Annotated in this window: 18 protein-coding genes; 8 read left to right on the forward strand and 10 right to left on the reverse strand. The window is 71.0% G+C overall.

The window, feature by feature from the left end:
• The first annotated feature begins 695 nt into the window (after nucleotides 1-695).
• From A6Q81_RS01760 to A6Q81_RS01775, 4 genes are all read left to right on the forward strand, one after another.
• The gene (locus A6Q81_RS01760; protein WP_286689308.1) at nucleotides 696-3,332 is read left to right on the forward strand and encodes an Rne/Rng family ribonuclease; all 2,637 of its coding nucleotides are present in this window, start codon (nucleotides 696-698) and stop codon (nucleotides 3,330-3,332) included.
• A gap of 123 nt (nucleotides 3,333-3,455) precedes the next feature.
• On the forward strand, nucleotides 3,456-4,907 hold the full coding sequence (locus tag A6Q81_RS01765) for a M48 family metalloprotease (protein ID WP_286689309.1): 1,452 nt from the start codon (nucleotides 3,456-3,458) through the stop codon (nucleotides 4,905-4,907).
• Between the two features lie 265 nt (nucleotides 4,908-5,172).
• Complete coding sequence (locus A6Q81_RS01770) at nucleotides 5,173-6,378, forward strand: DsbA family protein (protein ID WP_286689310.1); 1,206 nt, start codon at nucleotides 5,173-5,175, stop codon at nucleotides 6,376-6,378.
• A gap of 11 nt (nucleotides 6,379-6,389) precedes the next feature.
• Entirely contained in the window at nucleotides 6,390-6,701 is a 312-nt protein-coding gene (locus tag A6Q81_RS01775; RefSeq protein ID WP_286689311.1) for a hypothetical protein, read from the forward strand.
• An 18-nt stretch (nucleotides 6,702-6,719) separates the two neighbouring features.
• Here the strand turns inward: A6Q81_RS01775 and lepA are convergent, their stop codons facing one another.
• Together lepA and A6Q81_RS01785 are read right to left on the reverse strand one after the other, a co-directional pair.
• Nucleotides 6,720-8,588 carry a translation elongation factor 4 gene (lepA, locus tag A6Q81_RS01780; RefSeq protein WP_067858788.1) on the reverse strand — a complete coding sequence of 623 codons (1,869 nt, stop codon included), beginning with the start codon at nucleotides 8,586-8,588 and terminating at the stop codon, nucleotides 6,720-6,722.
• A 67-nt stretch (nucleotides 8,589-8,655) separates the two neighbouring features.
• Entirely contained in the window at nucleotides 8,656-8,991 is a 336-nt protein-coding gene (locus A6Q81_RS01785) for a hypothetical protein (protein WP_067858791.1), read from the reverse strand.
• 223 nt (nucleotides 8,992-9,214) lie between these two features.
• Here A6Q81_RS01785 and rpsT point away from each other — a divergent pair, with 223 nt between their 5' ends.
• Entirely contained in the window at nucleotides 9,215-9,475 is a 261-nt protein-coding gene (rpsT, locus tag A6Q81_RS01790) for a 30S ribosomal protein S20 (RefSeq protein WP_067858795.1), read from the forward strand.
• 102 nt (nucleotides 9,476-9,577) lie between these two features.
• Here rpsT and holA read toward each other — a convergent pair whose 3' ends face one another.
• Nucleotides 9,578-10,549 (reverse strand): DNA polymerase III subunit delta, encoded by a 972-nt coding sequence (holA, locus tag A6Q81_RS01795; protein ID WP_067858798.1) that lies wholly within the window; start codon nucleotides 10,547-10,549, stop codon nucleotides 9,578-9,580.
• Between the two features lie 62 nt (nucleotides 10,550-10,611).
• On the opposite strand from holA, the gene A6Q81_RS01800 reads away from it, so the two are divergent.
• Nucleotides 10,612-11,424: a DUF1206 domain-containing protein gene (locus A6Q81_RS01800; protein WP_286689312.1), complete on the forward strand. Its 813-nt coding sequence runs from the start codon at nucleotides 10,612-10,614 to the stop codon at nucleotides 11,422-11,424.
• Here A6Q81_RS01800 and A6Q81_RS01805 read toward each other — a convergent pair.
• The 3 genes from A6Q81_RS01805 to A6Q81_RS01815 all read right to left on the reverse strand — a co-directional run bounded on the left by A6Q81_RS01805 (nucleotide 11,409) and on the right by A6Q81_RS01815 (nucleotide 14,943).
• Nucleotides 11,409-13,676, reverse strand: coding sequence for a ComEC/Rec2 family competence protein (locus A6Q81_RS01805; protein WP_286689313.1), 2,268 nt, complete (start codon nucleotides 13,674-13,676; stop codon nucleotides 11,409-11,411). The two genes, A6Q81_RS01800 and A6Q81_RS01805, sit on opposite strands and share 16 nt — an antisense overlap.
• Nucleotides 13,673-14,548, reverse strand: a complete 876-nt coding sequence (locus A6Q81_RS01810) for a helix-hairpin-helix domain-containing protein (protein ID WP_286689314.1) — start codon at nucleotides 14,546-14,548, stop codon at nucleotides 13,673-13,675. The genes A6Q81_RS01805 and A6Q81_RS01810 overlap by 4 nt, the downstream gene beginning before the upstream one ends.
• Before the next feature lie 113 nt (nucleotides 14,549-14,661).
• Entirely contained in the window at nucleotides 14,662-14,943 is a 282-nt protein-coding gene (locus tag A6Q81_RS01815) for an ArsR/SmtB family transcription factor (protein WP_286689315.1), read from the reverse strand.
• A 94-nt stretch (nucleotides 14,944-15,037) separates the two neighbouring features.
• Between A6Q81_RS01815 and A6Q81_RS01820 the strand changes: the two genes are divergently transcribed.
• A complete protein-coding gene (locus tag A6Q81_RS01820; RefSeq protein ID WP_067858812.1) occupies nucleotides 15,038-15,385 on the forward strand; it encodes a putative quinol monooxygenase in 348 nt (115 codons plus the stop codon).
• Here the strand turns inward: A6Q81_RS01820 and A6Q81_RS01825 are convergent.
• Nucleotides 15,366-16,223 carry a DegV family protein gene (locus tag A6Q81_RS01825; protein WP_067858815.1) on the reverse strand — a complete coding sequence of 286 codons (858 nt, stop codon included), beginning with the start codon at nucleotides 16,221-16,223 and terminating at the stop codon, nucleotides 15,366-15,368. The genes A6Q81_RS01820 and A6Q81_RS01825 overlap by 20 nt on opposite strands.
• Nucleotides 16,224-16,238: 15 nt before the next feature.
• Nucleotides 16,239-19,040, reverse strand: coding sequence for a leucine--tRNA ligase (leuS, locus tag A6Q81_RS01830; RefSeq protein ID WP_286689316.1), 2,802 nt, complete (start codon nucleotides 19,038-19,040; stop codon nucleotides 16,239-16,241).
• A 69-nt stretch (nucleotides 19,041-19,109) separates the two neighbouring features.
• On the opposite strand from leuS, the gene A6Q81_RS01835 reads away from it, so the two are divergent.
• Nucleotides 19,110-19,664, forward strand: a complete 555-nt coding sequence (locus A6Q81_RS01835; protein WP_067858821.1) for a 1-acyl-sn-glycerol-3-phosphate acyltransferase — start codon at nucleotides 19,110-19,112, stop codon at nucleotides 19,662-19,664.
• A gap of 56 nt (nucleotides 19,665-19,720) precedes the next feature.
• Here the strand turns inward: A6Q81_RS01835 and A6Q81_RS01840 are convergent, their stop codons facing one another.
• Together A6Q81_RS01840 and A6Q81_RS01845 are read right to left on the reverse strand one after the other, a co-directional pair.
• Nucleotides 19,721-19,993 carry a hypothetical protein gene (locus A6Q81_RS01840; protein WP_067858824.1) on the reverse strand — a complete coding sequence of 91 codons (273 nt, stop codon included), beginning with the start codon at nucleotides 19,991-19,993 and terminating at the stop codon, nucleotides 19,721-19,723.
• 9 nt (nucleotides 19,994-20,002) lie between these two features.
• Nucleotides 20,003-21,715 (reverse strand): sodium:solute symporter family protein, encoded by a 1,713-nt coding sequence (locus A6Q81_RS01845; protein WP_286689317.1) that lies wholly within the window; start codon nucleotides 21,713-21,715, stop codon nucleotides 20,003-20,005.
• Between the last annotated feature and the right edge of the window lie 189 nt (nucleotides 21,716-21,904).

Genomic DNA, 21,904 nt, shown 5'->3' on the forward strand with positions numbered 1-21,904 from the left:
CGACAGGATCGTCGCGATCAGGACAAGGATCAGGCCCATCGCCCGGTTATGCCGCCCCCGGCGCGCGATGGTCCAGCGCTTATTCGAAAACATGAGGGCTCCGGCCGCAAAAAAGGATGAACCAGTCATTAGCCATCGCCCGTCAAATCGCGGTCAACCGGCACGGTTAACAGGCGATTCAGCACGAATTGCGCAAAACGCCTTGTCGGCGTGCGCGAACATTCCCATGTGTCTGCCGTGCTTTGGGTTGCCGTTGGTCCGTGCCGATGCTAGCACCCGACACACTGACGGTGTCCGACCCGATCCCGTCCGGCCTTTTGAGGGGAAAGGCTGACCCGCGCGATTCGCGGTTCATGGCCTCCCCGGCGCCGGACATGCGGGGAAAGACATGTCCGTCAGTCCACCCGGATGACCGGGCGGCGGCCGACCCCATTCCAGCGTCGCCTGCCATAACGGTCACCCCGTAACAGGTTGATGCCGTATGAGGCTTGCCATGCCCTCTTCCCATGCCGACGCAGTCGCATTTGCGCCGCGCGTCGACGTGACGGAAGACCGCATGCGCGTCCAGGACCGGACGCGGGCCACGCGCGGCAATAACGTCTTTTTCCGTTTGAACCCTATCGACCGCAGCCGCCCTCCACGGGCGGCGGCGGCCTTTTTGTTTGGCGCGCTGCGGCGCGCCTGGAGTGATAATAATGACCACGCGCATGTTGATCGACGCGCGGCACCGGGAAGAAACCCGGGTCGCCGTCACCAAGGGAAACCGCATCGAGGAGTTTGATTTCGAGTCCGCCGAGCACAAGCAGCTCAAGGGCAATATCTATCTGGCCAAGGTAACCCGCGTCGAACCGTCGCTGCAGGCGGCGTTCGTGGAATATGGCGGCAATCGCCACGGCTTCCTGGCCTTCAGCGAAATCCACCCCGACTATTACCAGATCCCGAAGGAAGACCGCGAAGCCTTGCTGCGCGAAGAGGCGGAGCATGCCGCCGAAGCCGCGATGCGCGCCGAGGAAGACCTCGACGAGCTGGAAGGCGATGTGGCCGATGTCGACGAGCCCGGCGACGATGACGCCGCCGTTGCCGCCCCCGAAACCATCGGCGAGGACAGCGACGACGATGGCCGCCAAGATTCCGCGGACGACGCCGAGGGCGAAGATGGCGAAGAAGCGCGCGACGATCGCGACGACAAGGGTCGCCGGGGCCGCGGGCGTGGCCGGGGTCGCAAGGGCGGCCGCGGACGCGGACGCCGCGACGAGGATGAAAATGGCGAAAGCCGCATGTCGCTGCGCCGCAAGTACAAGATTCAGGACGTCATCCGTCGCCGCCAAGTGATGCTGGTGCAGGTCGTCAAGGAAGAGCGCGGCAACAAGGGTGCGGCGCTGACCACCTATCTGTCGCTGGCCGGCCGCTATTGCGTGCTGATGCCGAACACGATGCACGGCGGCGGGATCAGCCGCAAGATTTCGAACGGCGCCGATCGCCGCAAATTGAAGGCGATGATCGACGAGCTCAACCTGCCGCCGTCGATGGGCTGCATCGTCCGCACCGCGGGGATGAGCCGCACCAAGACCGAGATCAAGCGCGACTTCGACTATCTCGCCCGGCTGTGGGACGAGATTCGCGAAAAGACGCTGGGGTCGAGCGCGCCGGCGCTGATCCATTCGGACAGCGACCTTGTGAAACGTGCGATCCGCGACATCTATCACCGCGACATCGAGGAAGTGCTCGTCGAGGGCGAAGAGGGCTATAAGGCGGCGAAGCAGTTCATGAAGCTGCTGATGCCCAGCCACGCCCGGCGCGTGAAGCAATATGCCGACCCCGTTTCGCTCTATCAGCGCTATGGCGTCGAAGATCAGCTCGCCGGGATGCTCAATCCGGTCGTTCAGCTGAAATCGGGCGGCTATCTCGTCATCAACCCGACCGAGGCGCTGGTGTCGATCGACATCAACTCGGGCCGCTCGACGCGCGAGCATAATATCGAGCAGACCGCGCTCAGCACCAACCTTGAGGCGGCACACGAAATCGCCCGCCAGCTTCGCCTGCGCGACATGGCGGGCCTGATCGTCATCGACTTCATCGACATGGATCATGGCTCGAACGTCCGCAAGGTCGAGCGCGCGATGAAGGATGCGCTCAAGAATGACCGCGCGCGCATCCAGGTCGGCCGCATCTCGGGCTTCGGCCTGATGGAAATGAGCCGCCAGCGGCTGCGCACCGGCGTGCTCGAAGCGTCGACGCGCCCCTGCCCGCATTGCGAAGGCACCGGCCTCGTCCGCACCGCATCGTCGGCGGGTCTCAGCGCGCTGCGCCTGATCGAAGAGGAAGCCGCACGCGGCAAGGGCAGCAAGATCATCCTGCGCGCGAGCCAGGAAGCGACCTTCTATCTCCTCAACGAAAAGCGCCGCGAACTGCGCGATATCGAGGATCTGTACGGCGTCAGCGTCGAAATCCTGCCCGACGGCGAAACCGAAGGCGCGCGCATGGCGATCGAGGTCGGCGGCCCGCCGCCCGTTCAGCGCCGCAGCTTCGCCCCGATCGCGCCGATCGAGGATGATGATGACGACGATATCGTCGACGAAGAGGATATCGAAGAAGAGGAAGAAGAAGCCGAACGCCCCGCGCGCCGCGAACGCGAGCGTGAAGAGGGCGATGCCGATGGCGAAGGCGGACGCAACAAGCGCCGCCGGCGTCGCCGCCGCGGTCGTCGCGGTCGCCGCGATGACGAGGGCAACGAAACCGCCGAGGGCGAAACGGCTTCCGAAGAGGCCGAGGAAACCGACGGCGACGGCGACGACGAAGCCGGCGCCGATGGTGCGGCGGAACCCGTAGCCGCCGAAGCGAGCGAGGAAGGCGAAGCCAAGCCGCGTCGTCGCCGCGGCGGCCGCGGTCGCAAGAAGGTCGAGGCCGAAGCCGTCGAAGCCGAGGCAGGCGACGCGGACACGACTGCGCCCGAACCGGAAGCCGTCGAAGCCCCCGCCCCCGAAGCCCCTGCGGCCGAAGAAAAGCCGAAGCGCAAACGCGCGCCGCGCAAGACCAAGGCGGCGATCGCTGCCGAAGCGGCCGCGGTCGAAGCCGCCGACGCAAGCAGCGAAGCGCCCGAGGCTCCTGTCGCCGACGTGCCGGTAGAGGAAGCAGAACCCGCCAAGCCCGCGCCGAAAAAGCGCGCCAGCCGCAGCAAGAAGGCGGCCGCCGCCGAAGCGCAGCCCGCCGAAGCAACCGCAAGCGCTCCGCAGGGCGATTCCACGGTCGAAGCCATCCCTGCCGACGCCGAAGGCGACGCCCCTGAGGGCGGACCCCGTCGCGGCTGGTGGCAGCGCACCTTCGGCAACTGACGCGCCTGAATTGCATGAAAAGACGGGCCCTCGCGCAAGCGGGGGCCCTTTTTTCGGACAGGCGCCGCAGTAGCGGCCATCACGCACCTTGCGCCCGCGCGGCTGGCGCCCCAATAAGTCTCCATGGCTTCATTCGAGGTTCAGACGCGCGGCGCAAGACGGGCGGCGATGATCGCGCCATCCCCGTCCCACATCCTGGCCCGGCCGGGCGCCTGGCGCGCCGCGCTGCGCCTGCTGCTGACGCTCGTCGCCATGGTGGCGGTTGCTGCGCGGCCGGTGATGGCGCAGTCGATGCTGCGCGACGCCGAAACCGAGGCGCTCTTCCAGGACATGGTCGATCCGCTGCTCGTCGCGGCGGGGCTGCGTCCCGGACAGGTGCGCGTCCACCTGCTCGGCGATCGCAGCATCAACGCGTTCGTGGCGGGCAGTCAGGACATCTATGTCTTTAGCGGCCTGATCGAGACCGCCGACAGCGCCAACGAAGTGCAGGGCGTACTCGCCCACGAGCTCGGCCATATCATGGGCGGCCACGCCATCCGCGCCAGCGACGGCGCCAAGACCGCAACGGGCATCTCGCTGCTCAGCCTGCTGCTCGGCGCCGCGGCGATCGCGGCGGGCGGCGGCGATGCCGGGATGGGCATCATGATGGCGGGGCAACAGGCCGCGCTCGGCAAATATCTGGCGTTCAGCCGGGTTCAGGAAGCGACCGCCGACGCCGCCGGTGCGCAATATCTGTCGAAGGCAGGGATCAGCGGCAAAGGCAGCCTCGATTTCTTCAAGAAGCTGCAGAATCTCGAATTCCGCTACGCCGTCAAACAGGATGATGATCAGGCCTACAGCCGCACGCACCCGCTGTCGGGCGATCGCATCCAGGCGCTCCGCGAAGTCTATGTCGTCGATCCGGCGTGGGACAAGCCAAGCGATCCCCAGCTCGAAGCCCGCTTTCAGCGCGTGAAGGCCAAGCTGCTCGGCTATATGGAAGAGCCCGAGCGGACGCTGCGCAAATATCCCGAAAGCGACAAGAGCGTGCCCGCGCGCTACGCCCGCGCTTACGCTTGGCACAAGAGCGCCTATCCGCAAAAGGCGCTGGACGAGGTCGATGCCCTGATCGCCACCAATCCCGAAGACCCGTATTTCCTCGAGCTCGAAGGCCAGGTCTTGCTCGAATCCGGACGGCCCAAGGAAGCGATTCCGCCGCTACGCAAGGCGGTCGCCAATTCGAAATCACAGCCGCTGATCGCCTCGACCCTCGGCCATGCGCTGATCGCGACCGAGGATCCGGCCAATTTTCCCGAGGCCGAAAAGGTGCTGAAAACCGCCGTCGCGCTCGATAACGAGAATCCGTTCGCCTGGTATCAGCTCGGAATCGTCTATGCGAACCGCGGCGATCAGGCGCGCGCCGCGCTCGCCTCGGCGGAACGCTACAGTCTCGAGGGTGGACAGCCGATGCTCGCGCTGCGTAATGCCGAAATGGCGATGCAGGGCCTGCCGCAAGGATCGCCCGACTGGATTCGTGCACAGGATATTTCGATGGTTGCGCGCGCCGAGGTAGAACGGACGCGCAAACGGCGCTAGATTCACGACGAAATTCGGGGATGCATCGCAATTTCGCGAATGCACAAGGGCGACAAGTGACAGACAAGAAAGACGAATATTATCAGCCGTGGTTGCGCGACCCGTCGCCGGCGCCCGAGCCCCTGCCGCGCGCCGACGAGGGACTGGCAAAGCCGAAGGACGCCCCGCCCGTCGGCATCGACGTCGGCCGCTATACGCCGAAGCCCGCCCCGGCGCGCGATCCGCGCGTCACGGGGGAGCAGCTGAAGGCCGGCGCGGCGCGGCTGTGGAGTGCGATCCGGCACGGCGCTGCGGCCTTTGCCGACTGGACGATCGATGTCGGCGAACGCGCCGACATACCCGCGCGCGTCGAGGCGATGGAGATACCGCGACGGACGCGCGACCTTGCGCAGCGTTCGGGCTTGCGCGCGCCAGCAAGGACGGCATCGGCGATGCCGCGAACAAGCTGCGCCCAGCCGCCGAAGAGCTTGCGCCGCCGCCCTCGGGGCTCGAACAATTGCTCGCGCGCGAAGAAGCCGAGGCGCGCGCCGCCGACGCCCAGAATGCGGGCGACCTCCCCCTCTTTGCCGGCGAGGCGATCCCCGCGACCTTGGCCGAAACGCAAGCCAAAGCGGCGGCGATAGCCGCCGTGCCGGACGATGATCGCACCCCGCATGTCGCAGCCCCGGCCAAACCCAAGCCCGCGCGCGCCAAGGCGATGACCGCGGGCCGTTTGCCGCAGCGCCAGGGAGGAATGATGGACGGCGTATCGACGCGCACCCTGCTGATCGGCGGCATCGCCGCGCTCGCACTGCTCGGCGCGACCTTCTGGCTTGGCGGCCGCTTCGGCGGCGGCATGAGCAAGAGCGAGGTCGAGACGATCGTCGGCGACTATATTCGCGCTAATCCCGAGATCATCCCCGAGGCGCTGGAGGCGCAGCGCGACCGCGAAATGGCGAAGGCGATCGACGCGATCCGCCCCGCACTCGAAAAGCCTTACGCCGGCGCCTGGGCGGGCAATGCCGACGGCGACGTCACACTGGTCGTCTTCACCGACTATGCCTGCGGCTTCTGCCGGGCGAGCGTGCCCGACGTCGACCGGCTGGTCCGCGAGGACAAAAGGCTGAAGGTCGTGTTCCGCGAATTGCCGATCATCTCGCCGCAAAGCCGCGATGCCGCGCTGATGGCGCTCGCCGCCGCGCGGCAGGGCAAATATGACGCTTTCCACCACGCGATGTTCGCAGCGAGTTCGCTCGACCCCTCGGCGATCGCCGCCGCAGCGCAGCGCGCGGGCGTCGTCACCGACGGCAGCGCCGACGCGACCGCGAACGAGGCGCTGTTCCAGCGCGAACTCGACGCGAACCTCGCGATCGCAACCCAGCTTCAACTCAACGCGACCCCCACCTGGGTCGTCGGGGACCAGCTTTTCCAGGGGCAGGTCGGCTATGACGCGCTGAAGCGCGCCATCGCCAAGGCCCGGTCCAAGAGCTGAGGCGCGCGGGCTTGGCGACCGTCACGCACGATCAGGCGCTCGCCAACGCCCGGCATCTGCTGGCGGGTCAGCCTGCGGCGGCGCTGGCGCAGGCGGCCCGGCTGTGGGGCACCGACGTCGACGCGTGGGAGCTGCTGGTGCGCCACGACGTCGTCCGCGCGCTGCCGAGGGCGGTCCCCCCGCTGGAGCCCGCCCGCCGCGCCGACGTCGGCGGCGGGATGTTCGTCTGCGGCGACCACCGCGAGACGCCCTCGATCCAGGGAGCCCTCGCGTCGGGCGTGCGGGCCGCGCAGGACGTCGCCGCGGCCGTCGGCGCCCGCTGACCCCGACGGCCGGCGGGGCTACTTGGCGGCGTCGCCACCCGTGGAGAGGGCGGCGATGAACGCCTCCTGGGGGACCTCGACGCGGCCGATGTTCTTCATCCGCTTCTTGCCCTCCTTCTGCTTCTCCAGCAGCTTGCGCTTGCGGCTGATGTCGCCGCCGTAGCACTTGGCGAGCACGTCCTTGCGCATCGCACGGATGTTCTCGCGGGCGATGATGCGGGCGCCGATGGCGGCCTGGATGGGCACCTCGAACTGCTGGCGCGGGATGAGCTCCTTGAGCTTGCCCGCGAGCATCACGCCGTACGCGTAGGCCGAGTCGCGGTGGACGATGGCGCTGAACGCGTCGACCACCTCGCCCTGCAGCATGATGTCGACCTTGACGAGGTCGGCCTGCTGCTCGCCGGCGAGCTCGTAGTTCAGCGACGCGTAGCCCTTCGTGCGGCTCTTCAGCGCGTCGAAGAAGTCGAACATGATCTCGCCCATGGGCAGCGTGTAGCGGATCTCGACGCGGTCCTCGGACAGGTAGTCCATGCCGTTCAGCTGGCCGCGGCGGGCCTGGCAGAGCTCCATGATGACGCCGATGTAGTCCGACGGCGCGAGGATCGTCGCGGAGACGATCGGCTCGTGCACCGAGGCGATCTTGCCGTCCGACGGGTACTCGCTCGGGTTGGTGACGACGATCTCGCGACCGTCCTCCATGACCACCTTGTAGACGACGTTCGGCGCCGTGGAGATGAGGTCGAGGTCGAACTCGCGCTCGAGACGCTCGCGCACGATCTCCAGGTGCAGCAGGCCGAGGAAGCCGATGCGGAAGCCGAAGCCCAGCGCGCCCGACGACTCCGGCTCGTACACGAGCGCGGCGTCGTTGAGCTGCAGCTTCTCGAGGGCCTCGCGCAGGGTCGAGAAGTCGTCGCCGTCGATCGGGTACAGGCCCGAGAAGACCATCGGGTTGGGGTGCGCGTAGCCGCCGAGCGGCTCGTCGGCCGGGCGCGCGTTCGACGTGACGGTGTCACCGACGCGCGACTGGCGCACCTCCTTCACCCCCGTGATGAGGTAGCCGACCTCGCCGACGCCGAGGTGGTCGGCCTTGACCGGCTCGGGGCTGATGACGCCGACCTCGAGCATCTCGTGCACGGCGTTCGTCGACATCATCTTGATCTTGTCGCGGTGGCTGAGCCGACCGTCGACGACGCGGACGTAGGTGATGACGCCGCGGTAGGTGTCGTAGACGGAGTCGAAGATCAGCGCCCGCGGCGGACCGTCGGCGTCACCCTCCGGAGGCGGCACCTCGTCGACGATGAGGTTGAGCAGCGCCTCGACACCCTGGCCGGTCTTGGCCGAGACGCGCAGCACGTCGTCGGGGTCGCCGCCGATGATGCCGGCGATCTCCTCGGCGTACTTCTCCGGCTGCGCGCCGGGCAGGTCGATCTTGTTCAGCACGGGGATGATGTGCAGGTCGGCGTCCATCGCCAGGTACAGGTTCGCCAGCGTCTGCGCCTCGATGCCCTGGGCGGCGTCGACGAGCAGGATGGCGCCCTCGCAGGCCTCCAGCGAGCGGCTCACCTCGTAGGTGAAGTCGACGTGGCCGGGCGTGTCGATCATGTTGAGCACGTAGTGCGTCCCGGCGTCGTCGCCCGCGCTCTTGGTGAACGGCATGCGGACGGCCTGGCTCTTGATGGTGATGCCGCGCTCGCGCTCGATGTCCATGCGGTCGAGGTACTGGGCCCGCGCGGCACGCTCGTCGACGACGCCGGTGAGCTGCAGCATGCGGTCGGCCAGCGTCGACTTGCCGTGGTCGATGTGCGCGATGATGCAGAAGTTGCGCAGGAGGGACGGGTCGGTCGAACCCGGCTGGGGCGCCGCGCCCGGCGTCGTGGTGCTCGTCATGGTGCCCCCATCCTCCCATCCGGGGCGAGGCCCGTGAGCACGCCCACCGGGGCGTACCCACCGGGGCTCACGTCCAGAGGTAGGCGATGGCGACGTTGACCACGACCAGGCCGGCCACGACGTGCGCGAACGGGTTCGGCGTGGGGCGACGTCGGGTGCCGTGGGCGAGGCCCACCGCGACGAAGGCGATGGCCAGCTTGAGCCCGATCTTGGCGTAGTTCAGGTCGACGTCGGCCGCGGGCGCGACGCCGGTCAGCACGACGCCGAGCACGAAGGCGGCGGTCACACCGACGACCATCGCGAGGTTGAGCTGGGGGCGGCGGATCGTCGTCACGTAGCCGACGAGGGCCACCACCCAGCTGAGGACGTGGAGCCAGACCAGGACGTCGTAGAGCGTCTGCATGCCTCGGATCGTAGGACCCCCTCCCCGCGTCGTGGGGAGCTGGCGACGGTTTCGGCGCGGACTTTCGTCATCAGGTCCACGGAACGCGGGCGAGGCGAGGGGCGCTCGGGGCTGATTTGGGGGCGCACGGTGCTCGCTGGTACTGTGGGTGGTCGCGTGCCCGCACGCACGCCCTCACACTTGCAGCACATTCCCTTCACGCACGAGAGAACAGGTCAGCCACGTGGCGAACATCAAGTCGCAGATCAAGCGGAACCGTCAGAACGAGGCCGCTCGCGAGCGCAACAAGTCGGTGCGTTCCGCGCTGAAGACGGCCGTGCGTCGCTTCCACGCCGCCGTCGAGGCCGGCGAGACCGACCAGGCCAAGGCGTACGCCGCCGAGGCGGGCAAGAAGCTCGACAAGGCCGCCAGCAAGGGCGTCATCCACAAGAACCAGGCGGCGAACCGCAAGTCGGCCATCGCCAAGAAGGCCGCGTCGCTCTGACCGCAGCCCCCCAGCATCGACGAAGGCCCCCGGCACCGCCGGGGGCCTTCGTCGTGCTCAGGCACTGACGACCGCGCAGGGCCGACGCACGCGGCGGCGACGTCAACGCCGGCGTGCGGCCGCGACCTGCAGGACCATGCGCTCGACGGCGTACGCGGGATCGGCCGCGCCGCCCTTGACGTCGATGTCGGCCTGCGCGACCGCGTCGAGCGCACGGGCCAGCCCGGACGGCTCCCACCCCTGCAGCTGACGCCGCAGCACGCGCACCTTGAACGGCGGCGCGCCGACGTGGCGGGCCAGCTCGCCCTCGCCCAGCCGCGCGGGTGCGTCGGCGAGACGGGCGAGCTGGCGCAGCCCAGCGGCGAGCGCGCTCGTGATGAGCACCGGCGCGACCTTGGCGGTCTCGGCCCAGCGCGCCTGCTCAAGCGCGACGTTGATCCGCCCCTCGATGGCGGCGTCGGCGATCTCGTAGCCGCGCACGTCGGCGCGGCCACCGAAGTAGCGGCGCACGACCTCGACCGTGACCTCGCTGCCGGAGTCGAGGGTCGCGGCCAGCTGGTCGGCTGCACCGGCGAGGGCGCGCAGGTCCTGGCCGACGGCGGCGACCAGCAGCGTCGCGGCCTCCTCGTCGATGCGGGTGCCGAGGTCGCGCAGCTCGCCGGCCACCCACCGCGCGTGGTCGCGCTCGTACTTCGGCGCCTCGTTCTTGACCTCGTGGACGGCCGCCTGGGCGCGCAGCTTGTCGAGCAGACCCTTGCCCTTCTGCCCTCCCCCGTGCACGAGCACGACGGCGACGTCGGGGCTGGGGTCCTTCGCGTAGGCGAGCAGCTCGCCCTGGGCGACGTCGGGCAGGTCCTGCAGCTCGGTCAGGACGAGGGCGCTGGCGGAGCTGAAGAGCGACGGGCTGGTGAGTCCGGCGATCTCGCCCGCCCCGAGGCCGCCCGACGTGGCGGTGGCGACCTCGCACTCGGCGTCGGCGGCCTTGATGCCGGCCACGGCGCGCGCCCGGGTGCGGTCGGACAGGTACTCCGAGCTCCCGGTGATGAGCAGGATCTTCCCGAACGGCGACGCCACGCGCCCAGCGTAGTCGTCCGCTCCGACGAGCCCGCCCGACGACGCGGGCGTACGCTCTCGCCATGCCGCTCGACGCCGACGACGTCGTCGCCCACGCCGACGACGCGTGGGTGGACCACCTGGTCCGCTTCGGCTTCGTGGCCTACGGGCTCGTGCACCTCGTGCTGGCGTTCCTCGCTCTGCAGCTCGCGTTCGGGCACCGCAGCGGCTCGGCCGACACCCGAGGCGCGCTGGCGGAGCTGGCGCAGCAGCCGTTCGGCCGGACCGTGCTCTGGCTCGTGGTCGCGGGGATGGCGGTGCTCGTCCTGTGGCGCGTGCTCGAGGCGGTCGTCGGGCACCGCGACGACGACGGCGCGACGCTGTGGGCGGCTCGCGGTGCCGACCTGGTCAAGGCGGTGGTCTACGGCGTCGTGGGCTGGAGCGGCGTGCAGGTCATCGCCCGGAGCGGCAGCTCGGGCGGGTCGGGCAGCGAGACGTGGACGGCGCGCGCCTTGGCCCTGCCCGCCGGCGCGGTGCTCGTAGGCGTGGCCGGGCTCGCCGTCGTGGGCTACGGCGCGTGGACGGCATGGCGCGGACTCAGCGACCGGCACCGCGAGCACCTCGCGACGGAGGGTCTGAGCGGCACCTCGGGCGACTGGCTCCTGCGTCTCGGCGCGGTCGGGCACGTGGCGAAGGGTGTCGCCATCGGGCTGGTCGGGACCCTGTTCTGCTTCGCCGCGCTGACCCACGACGCCGACCGCTCGGGCGGCCTCGACGAGGCCCTGCGCACGGTCCTGCAGCAGCCCTTCGGACCGTGGTTGCTGGCGCTCATCGCGGTGGGGATCGGCCTGTACGGCGTCTGGTGCCTCGCCCGGGCGCGCTACCTCGACCGCTGACCGCTCCCCCGCGACACGACCGACAGGCGTCCGTCGCGCACGACGACCGCGACGTCGCCCTCGTGGTCGGTGCGGTGCACCACCGCGCCGACCTGGCGCAGCATCCGCAGGGCGGTGCCGGTGGGGTGCCCGTAGTCGTTGTCGGCCCCGACGGACACGGTGGCCAGGCGTGGCGCGACCGCACGCGTGAACCGCCACGACGTGTCGGCGCTGCCGTGGTGCGCGACCTTCAGCACGTCGGCCCGCACGACGCTGCCGGCGTGGAGCACGTGCTCCTGCGCCTCCTCCCCCACGTCGCCCGTCAGCAGGAGGGTCACGCCCCGCACCACCACGCGCAGGACCACGCTGTCGGCGTTGCGGTCGACCTCGATCCTCCGAGCCCGCGTCGTGGGCTGAGCCCGCGGCCAGAGCACGTCGGCCGTCACGTCGCCCACCACGAGACGGTCGCCCCGCGACACCGTGCGGGTGGGGACCCCTGGCACCGTGGGCCCTGGGCGTCCGACGAGCACCGCGCCGACCGCACGACCGCCCGCCACCCCTGACCTCCCGCCCACGTGGTCGGCGTCGCCGTGCGTCAGCACGAGGGCCGGGATACGCCGCACGCCGAGACCGCGCAGGCAGCGGTCGACGTCGACGGGCTCGAGACCGGCGTCGACGACCACCGCCTCGTCCGGGCCGGAGCGCAGCACGGTCGCGTCGCCCTGGCCGACGTCGCACTGCACCATGACCCACCCGGGCGGTGGCCACCCGGGGCTGGGCGGTCGCAGCATCGCGAGGCACAGGCCCAGGACCAGGCCGGTCGCGACGACCGGGCGCGAGGCGGCGCGGCGGCCGAGCCACAGCACCACCGGCACGACGCCCAGCAGCCACCACCACGGGTAGGGCCAGACCAGGCTCGCCCCGGGAAGGGCCGCGGCGTGGTGCGCCACGAGCACGATCCAGCCGGCGCAGGCCGCGGCCGCGGTGCCGAGGACCGACGCGACCGACGGGACGACGAGGTCGAGGAGCCCGGCCACCAGCCCCAGTACCGTCGCGGGCGCGACCGCCGGCGCCGCGAGGAGGTTGGCGACGACGGCGACGACGGACACCTCGGACGACAGCGCCGCGATGACCGGCGTGCAGGCCGCCTGTGCGGCGAGCGGCACGGCGACCGCGACGGCCACCCACCGCGGTGCCCACCGCTCCAGGGCCCGCACGAACGGGGGTGCGAGCAGCAGGATGCCGGCGGTCGCGCTCACGGACAGCACGAACCCCGCCGCGCGCGAGAGCCACGGGTCGCAGAACAGCAGCGCTACGACGGCGACGCAGAGCGTGCGCACACCACCGCGCGACCCCAGCCCGAGGGCTGCGAGCCCGACGACCCCCATGCCCGCGGCCCGGAGCACACTCGGCTCGGGCCGCGCCAGCAGCACGAACCCGACGACACCGAGCAGACCCACCGCCAGGAGCACGCGCGGCGGCGCCCGGCCCGCTCGCGCCACCGCCAGCACCAGCGCGAGCACGATCGTGAGGTTCGTCCCCGAGACAGCCAGCAGGTGCGTCAGACCGGTGCGTCGGAACTCCTCCTCGACGCGGGGCGAGAGGTCGGCGTCGTCACCGACCACGAGGGCCGGCACGAGGGCGGCGGGAGCGCCGGGCACGTGGTCGACGGCGTGGCGCACACCCGCTCGCACGCGCTCGGAGGCCGACCACCACCAGGCGCTGCCCTGGACAGCCGAGCGTCGCTCGACGCGCAGCGTCGCGGTGTCCTGGTCGTCGTCCGGCGGCGACAGCCGACCGTCGACCGTGAGCCGACGACCGACGACGAGGTCGCGGTGCTCGCCGACGAGGAAGGCCGTCACGGGGTCGCGGACGCCATGCACCCGACCGCGCTGGTCGCGCAGCCGCAGCACCACGAGGCCCACGACCGTGCCAGGACCACCGACGCCCTCGAAGGTGCGGCCGTCGCGACTCACCTGCACCTCGAGCGTCACCCGCGCCCGCTGCTCGGCGAGCGCGGCCGTCGGGGTCGCGCGGACGTCGCCGAGCCGCCAGGTCACCGACGTCGCGACGGCGGCCACGGCCACCGCCACGAGCGCGACGCGGGGCCAGCGCCGTGCTGCGACGCCCGCGAGTGCGACGGCCCCGAGAGCCGCGACGACGGTAGCACCTGGCCCGGCGGTCACGCCCCAGGCGGCGACGGCCCACGCGCCGAGCGCCGCCGGCACCAGCCGGACGTCGACGCCGGCGAGCACCAGGACCGGGCGCCTCACACGCTCACGCGGTCGCGGAGGTCCTCGAGGGTCTTCTCGCCGATGCCGGCGACGTCGAGCAGGTCGTCGACCGACGTGAAGCGTCCGTTCTCGGTGCGCCAGTCGAGGATCGCCTGGGCGGTGACCGGGCCGACGCCGGGCAGCGCGTCGAGCTCCTCGAGCGTGGCCGTGTTGAGGTTGACGGCGACGCCCGGTCCACCCGTGCCGCCCGTGCCCGGGCCTGCCACGGCAGCTGCGGGAGGGTCGACGCCGACGAGGATCTGCTCGCCGTCGACGAGCACCCGCGCGAGGTTGAGCGTCGGCTGGTCGAGCGCGCCCTTGATGCCGCCGGCCCGCTCGATGGCCTCGTGGACCCGCGACCCCGCGGGCAGCGTGACGATGCCGGGCCGCCTGACCTGCCCGGCCACGTCGACGACGACGCGCCCGTCGTCCTCCGCGCCGCCTTCGGCCGCCGGGGCACCCGTCGGGTCGGCCCGGGCCGAGACCTCGAGCGGTCGGTCGACGTCGGACGTGCGCGGCCGCTCCGCCAGGAGCCACCACGTGAGCAGCACGCCAGCCGCGACCGCTGCCGTGGCCACGACGCGCAGATGCACCGCCGACAGCCCCGCGCGTGGTCCGACGTCGGCGCGACGCCGGCCGCGAGCCGGCACGGGCGCCTGCTCCGACCCCTGCGCGGGCCTCTGGAGGGCACGGTCGACGACCTCGGACCCAGCGCCGGAGGCGTCCTGAGTCGGACCGACCAGCCGGTCGAACGGGTCGTCGTCGTGCGTGGCCTCGAACGACGCGGCGAGCTGCGCGAGCCGGCGCCGCGCGACCTCGGCGCGGGTCTCCTGGGGTGGTGCCGGACGAGGTCCGTGCCGTGGGGTGCTCACCCCTCGACGCTAGGCACCTGGCGACGTCCCGCGGCGGATCGCCGCAGAGACTGTGGACGACGACCGCCGGCGCCGTCGACCCCTGTGGACAGGACCTGCGGACGGAGCGGTCGTCAGTCCTCGGCGACGAGGAGGGCGAGCAGCCCCGGATAGGTCCGCTCGATGTCCTCGCGTGGGAGCCTGACGCTGCTGCCGTTGCCGTGGAAGCGCTGCTCCACCAGACCTGCCTCGCGCAGCACCCGGAAATGGTGCGTCCGCGTCGCCTTGGAGACCGGCAGGTCGAAGGAGCCGCAGGGTCGCTCGACGTCGGCGTCCTCGCGCGCGAGGCTGCTGACGACCCGCCGCCGGTGCGGGTCGGCCAGGGCCGCGAGCACGGCCTGGAGGTCCGCCGGCACCCCGGGTTCCCGGTCCGTCACCTGCGCTCCCGTCCGTCGGCTCCTTGAGGTACGTCTTGCATCGTACCTGGATCCCGTCCTAGGGTCCGTAGGTATGAGCGAGATCGTACCTGAGGCCGTGCTTCACGCCGCCACGTCTGTCGCCCTCGTCGGCACCGCACGTGCGAGACCTGGACGGGCCGACGAGCTCGAGCGCACCCTGCGCTCCTTCCTCGTCCCCACGCGCGCCGAGGCCGGCTGCCGCGTGTACGAGCTGCACCACGGCCCCGACGGCGACCTCAGGTTCTACGAGCAGTGGGCCGACGGCGCCGCCTTGGCGGCGCACCTCGCGACGCCCACGATGCAGGAGTTCCTCGACCGTCGCCACGAGCTCCTGGCCGGCGACCTCGAGGTCACCTTCTGGACGCCGCTGGAGCCTGTGCCTACCCCGGACGAGGCGTGACCGTCACCGCGAGCATGCCGGGACCCACGTGCGCTCCGATCACCGCGCCGACCTCGTTGACCGGCAGGCGGTCGCGGCCGAGCACACCGGCCAGCCGCTCCGCGACCTGGTCGGCGAGGTCGGGGTTGGCGAGGTGCTGCACGCCGATGTCGTAGCCCTCGGTGGCCGCCTCCGCCGCCTCCGCGACGAGGGCCTCGAGCCGCGCCACCGCCTTGGCCGACGTGCGGACGCGCTCGAGCGGCACCACCACGCCGTCGCGCAGCGTGAGCAACGGCTTCACCGCGAGGGCCGAGCCGATGAGGGCCGTGGCCGCGCCCACGCGTCCACCGCGACGCAGGTACTCGAGGGTGTCGACGTACATGAGCACGCTCGACGACTCCCCCGCCGCCAGCGCCGCCCCGACCGCCGCGGCCTCGTCGCCGCCCGCCCGCGCGACCGCGGCCGCCCGCCCTGCGGCGAACCCGGTCGCGATCCCGACCTGCCGGGTGTCGACGCACATGACGGGGACGGGCGCCTCCCGCGCAGCCACCTGGGCCGACTCGAAGGTGCCGGAGATCTCGGCGCTCAGGTGCACGGAGACGATCGCGTCGTGGCCCTCCTGCGCGAGCCGCGCGTAGACCGCGGCGAACTCCTCGGGCGTCGGGCGCGACGTGCTCACCGGCACGAAGTCCTTGAGCGCCTGCGCCACGTCGTCGGACGTCGCGTCGACGCCCTCCGTGAACGTCGCCGCCCCGATGACGAGCTTGAGGGGCACGACCGTGATGCCCTCACGCTCGGCGTCGGCCGGGTCGAGGGAGGCGGTGGAGTCGGTCACCACCGCGATGCGTCGCGCCGCCATGTCGGTCCCGTCCCCTCAGACCACGATGTTGACGAGCTTGGGGGCGCGCACGATCGTCTTGCGGACCTCACGGCCGTCGATGGCGCGCTGCACGTTCTCCTCGGCCAGCGCGAGCGACGTCAGCTCCTCCTCGGACACGTCGGGCGCGACGTCGAGCTTCGCGCGGACCTTGCCCTGCACCTGCACGACGCACGTGACGGTGTCGGCCACCAGCAGGCTCGGATCGGCCTGCGGGAACGACGCGTGGGCGAGGGAGGCGTCGTGCCCGAGCCGCGACCACAGCTCCTCCGCCACGTGAGGGGCGAACGGCGCCAGCATCAGCACCAGCGGCTCGAGCACCTCGCGGCTGGTCACCGTGGCCTTCGTGCAGTGGTTGGTCAGCTCGATCAGCTTCGCGATCGCGGTGTTGAACCGCAGGCCGTCGAGGTCGGCCGCGACGCCGTCGATCGTGCGGTGCAGGACCTGCAGCGTCGCACGGTCGGGCTCGCCGCCGTCGGCACGGGTCTCGCCGGTCTCCTCGTCGACGACGAGACGCCAGACCCGCTGCAGGAAGCGCTGCGCGCCGACGACGGCGCGCGTCTCCCACGGCCGCGACTGGTCGAGCGGGCCCATGCTCATCTCGTACACGCGGAAGGTGTCGGCGCCGTACTCGTCGTACATCTCGTCGGGGGTGACGACGTTCTTCAGGCTCTTGCCCATCTTCCCGTACTCGCGGGTGACCGGGGCGCCGTCGTAGGTGTACGTGGTGCTGCCGTCGTCGGCGACGTGCTCCTGCACCTCGTCGGCCGGCACGTACGTGCCACGCGCGTCGGTGAAGGCGTACGCCTGGATGTAGCCCTGGTTGACCAGCCGGTGGAACGGCTCGGCGCTGCTCACGTGGCCGAGGTCGAACAGCACCTTGTGCCAGAAGCGCGCGTACAGCAGGTGCAGCACCGCGTGCTCGACACCGCCGACGTACAGGTCGACGCCGCCGGTCGTCTTGGCGTCCGTGGGACCCATCCAGTACGCCTCGTTCGCCGGGTCGACGAGCGCGTCGGCGTTGTGCGGGTCGAGGTAGCGCAGCTGGTACCAGCTGGAGCCGGCCCAGTTCGGCATCGTGTTGGTGTCGCGACGGTAGCGACGCGGGCCGTCGCCCAGGTCGAGCTCGACCTCGAGCCAGTCGTGCGCGCGCCCCAGCGGCGGCTCCGGCTCGCTCGTGACGTCGTCGGGCTCGAAGGTGCGGGGCGAGTAGTCGGGCACGTCGGGCAGCTCGACGGGCAGCAGGTGGTCGGGCACCGCGTGCGGGTGGCCCTCGTCGTCGAAGACGATCGGGAACGGCTCGCCCCAGTACCGCTGGCGCGAGAACAGCCAGTCGCGCAGCCGGTAGGTGGTGGTGCCCGTGCCGAGGCCCTTCTCCTCCAGCCACGCGATGATGCGCGCCTTCGCCTCCGCGACCGGCAGGCCGTCGAGGCTCACCTCGTCGTTCGACGACGCGGTGGCCACGCCCTCCCCCGTCCACGGCAGCTCGTCCCCGCCCGTGACGACGCGGGGGGTCGGCAGGCCGAACGCCGTGGCGAAGGCGAAGTCGCGCTCGTCGTGCGCGGGCACGGCCATGATCGCGCCGGTGCCGTAGCCGACGAGCACGTAGTCGGCGACGAACACCGGCACCTGCTCGCCGTTCACCGGGTTCACCGCGTAGGCGCCCGTGAAGACGCCCGTCTTCTCCTTGCTCTCCTGGCGCTCGACGTCGGTCTTGCGCGACGCCGCGTGCCGGTAGGCCGCGACCGCCTCGGTGGGCGAGGCGGCGCCCCCGGTCCAGCGCTCGTCGGTGCCCTCGGGCCACGTGTCGGTGACGATCGCGTCGACCAGCTCGTGCTCGGGGGCCAGGACCATGTACGTGGCGCCGAACAGCGTGTCGGGACGGGTCGTGAACACGCGGATCGCGGCGTTCTCGACCGCCGGCACGTCGAACTCGACCTCCGCGCCGTGGGAGCGGCCGATCCAGTTGCGCTGCATCAGCTTGACGGGCTCGGGCCAGTCGACGGTCTCGAGGTCGTCGAGCAGGCGGTCGGCGTACGCGGTGATCCGCATCTGCCACTGGCGCAGGTTGCGCTGGAACACCGGGAAGTTGCCGCGCTCGCTGCGGCCCTCGGCGGTGACCTCCTCGTTGGACAGCACCGTGCCGAGCGCGGGGCACCAGTTGACCGGCGACTCGCTGACGTAGGCCAGGCGGTGCGGGTCGATGACCGCGGGGTCGTCGGTGCCCAGCTTCTCGCGCAGCTCCGCGATGGGCCGGGCGCGGCCCGCCTCCTCGTCGTACCAGGCGTCGAAGATCTGCAGGAAGATCCACTGCGTCCAACGCACGAAGTCGGGGTCGATGGTCGCGAACGAGCGGCGCTGGTCGTGGCCGAGGCCGAGGCGGCGCAGCTGTCGGCGCATGTTCGCGATGTTCGCGAGGGTGTTGGCGCGCGGGTGCTCGCCGGTCTGGATGGCGTGCAGCTCGGCCGGCAGGCCGAACGCGTCGTAGCCGAGGGTGTGCAGCACGTTCTTGCCGAGCATCCGCTGGTGACGCCCGACCACGTCGGTGCCGATGTAGCCGAGGGGGTGGCCGACGTGCAGCCCCGCGCCCGACGGGTAGGGGAACATGTCCATCAGGTAGTACGTCGACGTCGGCAGCTCGCCGTCGCCCGCGAGCTCACCGGTCGGGTTCGGGGCCTCGAAGGTGCCCTCGCGCTCCCAGCGCTCCTGCCAGCGCGCCTCGATCTCGGCGGCGAGGCCGGCGGTGTAGCGGTGGGTGTCGGGACGGTCGGTCGTGTCGGCGCGGTCGGCGGTGCTCACCGGACGATGCTACCGACGAGGCATCGACGGTCTGACGAGCGGAGCACCCGACGCGGCTACGCTCGCCGCATGCGCCAACGTCTCGCTCGGTTCGTCATCCGCCGCATGGGCTACACGATGGTCGGGGAGACGCCGTCGCGCGGGATCCTCGTCGGGGCGCCCCACACGTCGAACTGGGACTTCGTGACGATGCTGCTCGTCATGTGGCACGACGGGGCGCACCCGCGCGTGCTGGTGAAGAAGGAGCTGTTCAAGGGGCCGCTCGGGTGGGTCCTGCGGGCGCTCGGCGGTGTGCCGTTGGACCGTCGGGACGCGGGCGGGGTGGTGGGCGAGCTGGCCGCGGAGGCCCGGGACGGCGAGGACTTCCGGCTCGTCATCGCCGCGGAGGGCACGCGCTCGCGCGGGGAGTACTGGAAGTCGGGCTTCCACCGGCTGTCGCGCGAGACGGGTCTGCCGATCACGCTCGCGTTCTTCGACCCGCCGACCCGCACGATGGGCTACGGCCCGACGTTCGTCGCCTCCGACGACGTCGCCGCCGACATGGACGTCGTGCGGGCCTTCTACGCCGACAAGCTCGGCATCAAGCCCGCCAACGCCACCGTCCCGCGTCTGCGCGAGGAGTAGGCCCGCCCGGCGGGGGTGCCGGGCCGTGGGCGGCGAAAGGTACAGCGACGCCCGGCTCAGCTCCCGTCGGACGTGCCGTCCGCGGGTGACGACGTCGGCTCGGCGGGGACGACGAGCGGACGCACGCGCACCCAGGTGAGGAACGCGGCGGCCACCACGAGCATCCCGATGCCGGCCCACAGGTTGATGTTGAGCCCGTCGCCTCGCGCAAGCTCCGCCTCGGTGGCGCGGAACAGCCCGAGACCGGTGAGGATCAGGCCGTAGACGCCGAGCAGGCCGCCGATGAGGGTGCGGACGTCGAACGCGCCCGCGGTGTGCTTCTCGCTCATGCTGTGCTCCTACCGGAAGATCACGTTGAGGACGACGACGAGGACCAGCCCGATGCCGGCGAGCTTGACCGGCGACTGGTACCAGGGCAGCGCACCCTCGTCGGGGTCGACGAGGTCCTCCTTGGGCGTCAGGGAGTAGACGAGACCGACGAGCTCCTTCTCGGGCTTCGGCGCGGTCACGAGGGTGACGGCCACGCTCACGAGGATGTCGACGGCGAAGGCGGCACCGGCGGCGACGAACGACGCGCCCTGGCCCGAGAGACCGATCGCGCCGATGCTGGCGGGGCCGAGCGCGTCCTCGCTGAGGACGGCCACGAGCACCGCCGCCCCGGTGCCGGCGACCAGGCCCGACCAGCCGGCGGTCGCCGTCATGCGCTTCCAGAACATGCCGAGGATGAAGGTCGCGAACAGCGGCGCGTTGAAGAACCCGAAGAGCGTCTGCAGGTAGTCCATGAGGTTGTCGTAGTTCGACGCGATGAGCGCGGTGCCGATGGCCACGACCGTGGCGCCGACCGTGGCGACGCGGCCGACCTTCAGGTAGTAGCCGTCCTCCTTGTCCTTGACGACGTACTGCTGCCAGAGGTCGTAGCTGAAGACGGTGTTGAACGCGGAGATGTTGGCGGCCATGCCGGCCATGAACGACGCGAGCAGTCCGGCGAGGGCGACGCCGAGCATGCCATTGGGCAGCAGGTCGCGCATGAGCAGCAGGATGGCGTCGTTGTAGGTGACGCCCTGCGCGTCGCCGCCGGACTTGAGCGCCGCGAGCTCGGGGACGACGATCGCGGCGATGATGCCCGGGATGATCACGACGAACGGGATGAACATCTTCGGGAAGGCGCCGATGACCGGGGCGCGTCGGGCCGCCGACATCGACGACGACGCCATGGCGCGCTGCACCTCGACGAAGTTGGTGGTCCAGTAGCCGAACGACAGGACGAAGCCGAGACCGAGGACGAGCCCGACCACCGACCAGAACGGGTTGTCGATGCCGGTGAGGTCGGTGCCCGGCCACGACGACAGCTGCTCGGGCCCGGGCTGGACCTTGTCGACGACGCCCTGCCAGCCGCCCACCTTGTGCAGCGCGATGATCGTCAGCGGCACGAGCGCGGCGACGATGACGAAGAACTGCAGGACCTCGTTGTAGATCGCCGCCGACAGCCCGCCGAGCGCCGTGTAGCTGAGGACGACGGCGGCGGCCACGACCAGCGAGACCCACAGCGGCCAGCCCAGCAGCCGGTTGACGATCGTCGCCAGCAGGAACAGGTTGATGCCGGCGATGAGCAGCTGCGCGACGGAGAAGCTGAGCGCGTTGACCAGGTGCGCGCCGGTGCCGAAGCGTCGGCGCATGAACTCGGGGACGCTGCGCACGCCGGAGCCGTAGTAGAACGGCATCATCACGACGCCGAGGAAGAGCATCGCGGGGACGGCGCCGATCCAGAAGTAGTGCACGGTCGCCATGCCGTACTGCGCGCCGTTCGCGCTCATGCCCATGATCTCGACCGCGCCCAGGTTCGCGGCGATGAACGCCAGGCCCGTCACCCACGCCGGCAGCGACCGCCCCGACAGGAAGAAGTCGATGCTCGTCGACACCTGGCGTCGGGCCAGGAAGCCGATGCCCAGCACGACGGCGAAGTAGATCGCGACGATCGTGTAGTCGAAGACGTCCGCGTCGAGCCGGAACGACCCGTCGGCGGACGCGAGCGTCGTGGTGATGGCCTGCATCCTCTTCCCCTCAAGTGGTTCCCGTGCACAACCGGATGGTCCTCCCGCACCGTACGCCTCCCGCGCCCTCCCCGCGCGCCGGGCCGGGCGGGGGAGGTGTCGCGTCCTGGTGTGGCGTCCGCTCGTCCTGCTGGCGGGTTGCCGTAGGGGGTCTGGGCTTGGTGGTGCGCTGCCGCGGGGGTCTGGGTC

Origin of the sequence: Aeromicrobium sp. REDSEA-S38_B2 (assembly GCF_001628525.1) — a bacterium.
In the GTDB taxonomy this organism is placed as follows: domain Bacteria; phylum Actinomycetota; class Actinomycetes; order Propionibacteriales; family Nocardioidaceae; genus Aeromicrobium; species Aeromicrobium erythreum.